Source organism: Microbacterium sp., from assembly GCF_047607465.1.
Classification (GTDB): Bacteria; Actinomycetota; Actinomycetes; order Actinomycetales; family Microbacteriaceae; genus Microbacterium.
Window position 1 is genome coordinate 43830 of the sequence record NZ_JASGCY010000065.1, and the last position, 6000, is coordinate 49829.

Consider the following 6000-nt stretch of genomic DNA (forward strand, 5'->3'; position numbering starts at 1 on the left):
TTACATCCGTGTCAGCGTGGGCGGACGTCGAACAAGGGGAACCCGTGAGACAGAAGACCACTGCCCGACGGCACCGCTACCTGCAGCTCGGCCTGCCCGCTGCTGTCATCGGAAGCCTCGCCGCAACCGCATCCGTCGCTCCGGCAGCCGCCGAGACGCCTGCCGTCCCTCTGGAGAGGCTGTCGCTGCCCTCCCTGCGCACGATGGCGCAGACCGCCCCTCCGGCGAGCTGCGTCGTGCAGCCAGGAGACACCGTCTCCGCCATCGCCGAGCGCTATGGGCTGGCGACGGCCGACGTGCTCGCCTGGAACGGCCTGACCTGGCGCTCGGTGATCTACCCTGGTCAGACCCTCGTGCTCACCGGCACCTCGACCGCCGCTGCTGCGGCGCCCGTCGCCGCGCAGACCCATGTCGTCGTCACCGGCGACACCGTCTACGGCATCGCCCAGAGGTACGCGACCTCCGTCGATGCGGTGCTCGCCGCGAACGGCCTGAGCCGCACGTCGATCATCTACCCCGGCCAGCAGCTCGTGGTCTCCGCCGCGGCGCCCGCCGCGCAGCCCGCGACGGCGACTGCTGCGACGGCAACGACGACGCACACCATCGTCGCCGGGGACACCCTGTACGGCATCGCCCAGAAGTACGGCGTGAGCACCGCATCGCTGTTCGCGTGGAACGCGCTGGGTCCGCAGTCGATCATCTACCCCGGCCAGAGCGTGATCGTCTCCGCCCCTCCTGCCGCCCCCGGCCAGCTCAGCGCCGCGCTCGACGCCGACCAGGCGGCGAACGCCTCGCTCATCATCTCGATCGGCCGCCAGCTCGGCGTGCCCGACCGTGGCATCGCGATCGCCCTCGCCGCCGCGATGGTCGAATCGGGCATCCGCAACCTCGATCACGGCGACCGCGACTCCCTCGGCCTGTTCCAGCAGCGTCCGAGCACGGGCTGGGGGGAACCGGCGCAGATCCTCGACGCCGACCGCAGCACGCGTGCGTTCTTCGGCGGAAGCGGCGACCCCAACGGCACACTGACCCGGGGCCTTCTGGACATCCCCGGGTGGGAGGGCATGCCCTTCACCGCGGCAGCGCAGGCTGTGCAGATCTCGGCCTACCCCGACCGCTACGGCCAGTGGGAGACGCAGGCGCACCAGTGGCTCGCCCTCTACGGGTGAGCGGCGCGCCAATCCGACCGCCCAGAGGGGCGAGCCGTTCCCCGGGCTTTCAGCCGGTCTTGCCTAGACTCTTGACGTGACGACCAATCAGCAGGCCGACCCGCTCATCGGGCGTCTTGTCGACGGCCGCTACCGGGTCCGCGCCCGCATCGCCCGCGGCGGCATGGCCACCGTGTACGTCGCAACCGACATGCGCCTCGAACGCCGCATCGCCCTCAAGGTCATGCACGCGCATCTCAGCGACGACTCGAACTTCCAGAGCCGGTTCATCCAGGAGGCGCGTGCGGCGGCCCGTCTCGCCGACCCCCACGTCGTCAACGTCTTCGATCAGGGCCAGGACGGCGAGCTCGCCTACCTCGTCATGGAGTACCTGCCTGGCATCACGCTGCGGGAGCTCCTGCGCGAGCAGAAGCGCCTGACGATCCAGCAGACGATCACCATCATGGACGCCGTGCTCGCGGGTCTCTCCGCGGCGCACCGCGCCGGCATCGTGCATCGCGACGTGAAGCCCGAGAACGTGCTGCTCGCCGAGGACGGCCGCATCAAGATCGGCGACTTCGGCCTCGCTCGTGCGACGACGGCGAACACCGCCACCGGCCAGCAGCTGCTCGGCACCATCGCGTATCTCGCCCCCGAGCTGGTGACCCGCGGCACCGCCGACGCGCGCAGCGACATCTACGCCCTCGGCATCATGCTCTACGAGATGCTCGTCGGCGAGCAGCCCTACAAGGGCGAGCAGCCCATGCAGATCGCCTTCCAGCACGCCACGGAATCGGTGCCGCGACCGAGCGTGCGCAACCCCGGCGTGCCGGAGCAGCTCGACGAGCTCGTGCTCTGGGCCACGGAGAAGTCGCCAGACGAGCGCCCCGACGATGCGGGGCAGATGCTGGCGCGCCTGCGCGAGATCGAGCGCGAGCTCGGCATCGCCCCGGCGGTCGCCGCCGCGACCGCTCCGCAGCGTGCCGACGACTCCGGCGACGTCACCAAGGTCATGCCGCAGACCGCCGTGCTCGCCGACTCGATCGCACCGGTCCCCCAGGCTGTGGACAACGCCACCCTGCTGCGTCGGCGCACCTCGAAACGCCACGCGCGCGGGGTGTTCCTGCTCACCCTCGTGCTGCTGCTGGCCACCGTCGCCGGCGGTGTGGGCTGGTGGTTCGGGTCGGGTCCGGGTTCCCTCATCGCCGTGCCCGCCGTCGCCGGGAAGACCTACGACGACGCCGCCGCCGCCCTCGAGGCCGACGGCTTCGTCCCGGAGCTCCATGAAGCCTCGTCGATCGACGTGGATGCCGGAATCGTCATCGACACCGACCCCGCCTCCGGCACCCGCCTCGACAAGGGCGACGCCGTGCACGTGATCGTCTCGACCGGCCCCGCCCCGCACACCGTCGAGGCGCTCAACAACCGCACCGTGCAGGACGCCAGGGACTATCTCGCGTCGCTGAACGTGAACGTGAAGGAAGAGACCTTCGACCTCTACTCCGATGCGAACGCCGGGCTCGTCATCAACGCCTACGTGACTCCGCGCGCCGGCGGCGATGCGCACGAGTGCGGCGGCGGCTGCAACCTCTTCGAGGACGACACCGTCGAGCTCTTCGTCTCGCTCGGCCCGATCCCCGACGTCGTCGGGATGACGGCGGATGCCGCCGTCGCCGCCCTCGCCGAGAAGGACATCACGGTCACCGGCCAGCCCGAGGAGTACAGCGACACCGTCAAGGCAGGCATCGTGATCTCGATGACGCCGCGCGGCGATGGCGGGAACTGGCGGCCGGGCGATGAGACGACGCTCGTCGTCTCGAAGGGCCCAGAACCGGTCCCGGTCCCGGCCGTCAAGGACCTGAAGCGCGACGCGGCGATCGCCGCTCTGAAGAACGCGGGCTTCGCCGTCGACTACGACACCCGGTGGAGCAGCGTGCGCAACGACTGCGTCGCCGCCACGGGGACGGATCCCGGCGCCGGCATTCTCGCGCTGAAGGGATCGACGGTGAAGATCAGCTTCAATTGGTCGGGCTTCGACTTCTCCTGCCTCGCCGGCGACTGACACCATCCGTTCACCCGCGCGACGTCCCCGCTTCACCCGAACGGCACCTCGAGTACGCCCGACAGGAACACTCTGGCGATGATCCCCAATCATCCGACCGGAGTGTGCCCATGCCCTCTCGTTCCCTCCCAGCCGCCGCGCTCGCGGCCTGCCTCCTGGCCGGCGCCGTGACCGCGGCGGTCGCGGCATCCGCCGCTCCCGCCGGTTCCGCGTTCAGCCGCACCGCGACCTACCCGGTGTACCTGAACGTCCCTGCGGGCGTCGACCCGGCATCCGCCACCGTCGCCGAGATCTCGACGATCACCGAGGACAGCACCGTCGTCTACACCGACGCCGCAGGCAAGCGCATCGGCTTCGTCGACGTCACCGATCCGGCGAACCCGAAGGGCACGAGCACCGTCTCGCTCGCCGACCTCGGCCACGCCGACGACCAGCCCACCTCGGTCGCCTCCTACGGCGATTACATCCTCGTCGTCATCGACGAGACCGGCGGCGACTTCGCCGACCCGAAGGGGCGCCTCGACGTGCTGCGCGCCTCCGACCGCACCGTTGTCCGCTCGATCGACCTGGGCGGACAGCCCGATTCCATCGCGATCTCGAAGGACGGCGCCTATGCCGCCATCGCCATGGAGAACCAGCGCGACGAGGAGGCGACGCCCGCCGGCGGCGAGGAGGGCGACCTTCCGCAGCTGCCCGCCGGCTTCGTCCAGGTGCTCGACCTCGGCGCCGACCCCGAGGCGTGGACGGCGACGCCCGTGCCCTTCGTCGACGAGACCGGCGCGCCGCTGCCGATCGTCGCCGCCGCCGGCATCGACACCCCCGAGGACCCTGAGCCCGAGTACGTCACGATCGACGGCTCGAACACCCTCGCCGTCACCCTGCAGGAGAACAACGGCATCGCCGTGATCGACCTGGCCACCAAGAGCCTCACCTCGGTGTTCTCGGCCGGCGAGGTCGCCCTCGCCGGCGTCGACACCGAGAAGGACGGCCGTATCGACCTCACCGGTTCGCTGCCCGCCGCTGCCCGCGAGCCCGATTCGATCGCCTGGGTCGGCGACGGCCTCGTCGCCACGGCCAACGAAGGCGACTGGAAGGGCGGCACCCGCGGCTGGACCGTCTTCGACACCGCCACGGGCGACGTGGTCTGGGACGCCGGCGACTCCTTCGCGAACATCGCCGTGCAGTACGGTCTGCACAACGAGAGCCGCACCGAGAAGAAGGGCGCGGAGCCCGAGGGCCTCGCCTTCGCCGAGTTCGAAGGCACGCCGTACGCGTTCGTCGCCAGCGAGCGCTCGAACTTCGTCGCCGTGTACGACATGACCGATCCGGCGGCTCCCGCGTTCGAGCAGATCCTGTTCACCACGAACGGCCCTGAGGGCATCCTTCCCGTGCCCGAGCGGAACCTGCTGATCGTCTCGAGCGAGACCGACGAGGCCGAGAACGGCGTCCGCGCCGCGGTCAACGTGTTCTCCTTGGGCGAGGGCGGCTCCTCGCAGCCGAGCATCCTGTCGGCGACCACGGATGCCGGTCCCATCGGCTGGTCGGCCCTCGGCGCGCTGTCCAGCGACCCCGAAGACGCCTCCACCCTGTACGCCGCCAGCGACGCCGTCGTGTCGCCCGCGACGATCTACACGGTCGATGTGGCGCAGACCCCGGCGCTGATCACGGGCGCGCTCACCGTGACGGAGGGCGGCCAGCCGGTCGACCTCGATGTCGAGGGCATCTCCGCCGCGGCGGACGGCACCTTCTGGCTCGCCGTCGAAGGAGCGACCGGGCCGGAGAACCAGCTCGTGCACGCGGATGCCGACGGCGCGATCATCGAGCGTCGCCCCCTTCCCGCCGATGTCGCCGCGCACGTCGCGATGTGGGGCTTCGAGGGAGTGACCGTCACGGGCTCCGGCCCCGGCCTGCGGGTGTGGAGCGTGCTGCAGCGTCCGCTGTGGATCGATCCCGCAGACGTCGATGCCGGAACCGTCGACGGGGATGTCGTGCGCATCGGCCGTCTCGACCCGGCGACGGACGAGTGGACCTGGTTCGGCTATCCGCTCGACGCCACCGACACGGCCGGCGACTGGATCGGAGCGTCCGAGATCACCGCGATCGACGACGACACCTTTGCGCTCATCGAACGCGACAAGCTGAACGGTCCGGCAGCGGCCGTGAAGAAGGTCACCCGGGTCGAGATTCCGACGGATGCCGCAGGCAGCGCCTTCGGCGAGCCGCTCACCGTGCTCGAGAAGACGACGGCGATCGACGCGCTCCCGGCACTGCTGGCGACGAACGGCTGGACCCAGGAGAAGCTCGAAGGGTTCGCCGTGGCCACCGACGGCAGCCTGTACGCGGTCACCGACAACGACGGCCTGAAGGATGCCACGGGCGAGACCGTGTTCCTGCGGTTGGGCGCCTCGGCCGATGCGTTCCCGCAGGCCACCGAGCCGACGCCGGAGCCCACGGTCGAACCGACGGCTGAGCCCACCGCTGAGCCCACCGAGCCGGAGCCGACCGAGACCCCGTCAGCCGGCGGCTCGACGTCGTCGCCCTCCGGCTCGCTCGCGACCACCGGTGGCGACACCGCGTGGCTGCTGCCGGTCGCCGCCGGTGCCGGCATCCTGCTCGCCCTCGGTGCGCTGCTGCTCATCCGCCGCCGCGCCTGATCTGCAACCCTGCCCCGGGGCGCCCCCCCGGCGGCGTGGCCACTTCCGCATCCGAAATCCCGCGGTGCGATGCGGAAGTGGCCACCCCACCCACCCGGGGAGGCAGAATGGGGGGCCCCGGGGCCCGGGGGGGGCG

General features: G+C 71.0%; 3 protein-coding genes. All 3 read left to right on the forward strand.

Annotated elements, in window-relative coordinates:
• Positions 1-44: 44 nt before the first annotated feature.
• The 3 genes from QM568_RS09330 (at position 45) to QM568_RS09340 (ending at position 5864) form a co-directional block, all read left to right on the forward strand.
• Complete coding sequence (locus tag QM568_RS09330; protein ID WP_415138107.1) at positions 45-1169, forward strand: LysM peptidoglycan-binding domain-containing protein; 1125 nt, start codon at positions 45-47, stop codon at positions 1167-1169.
• 76 nt (positions 1170-1245) lie between these two features.
• Entirely contained in the window at positions 1246-3210 is a 1965-nt protein-coding gene (pknB, locus tag QM568_RS09335) for a Stk1 family PASTA domain-containing Ser/Thr kinase (protein ID WP_415138109.1), read from the forward strand.
• Positions 3211-3320: 110 nt separating this feature from the next.
• Positions 3321-5864 (forward strand): esterase-like activity of phytase family protein, encoded by a 2544-nt coding sequence (locus QM568_RS09340; protein WP_415138111.1) that lies wholly within the window; start codon positions 3321-3323, stop codon positions 5862-5864.
• Positions 5865-6000 lie beyond the last annotated feature (136 nt).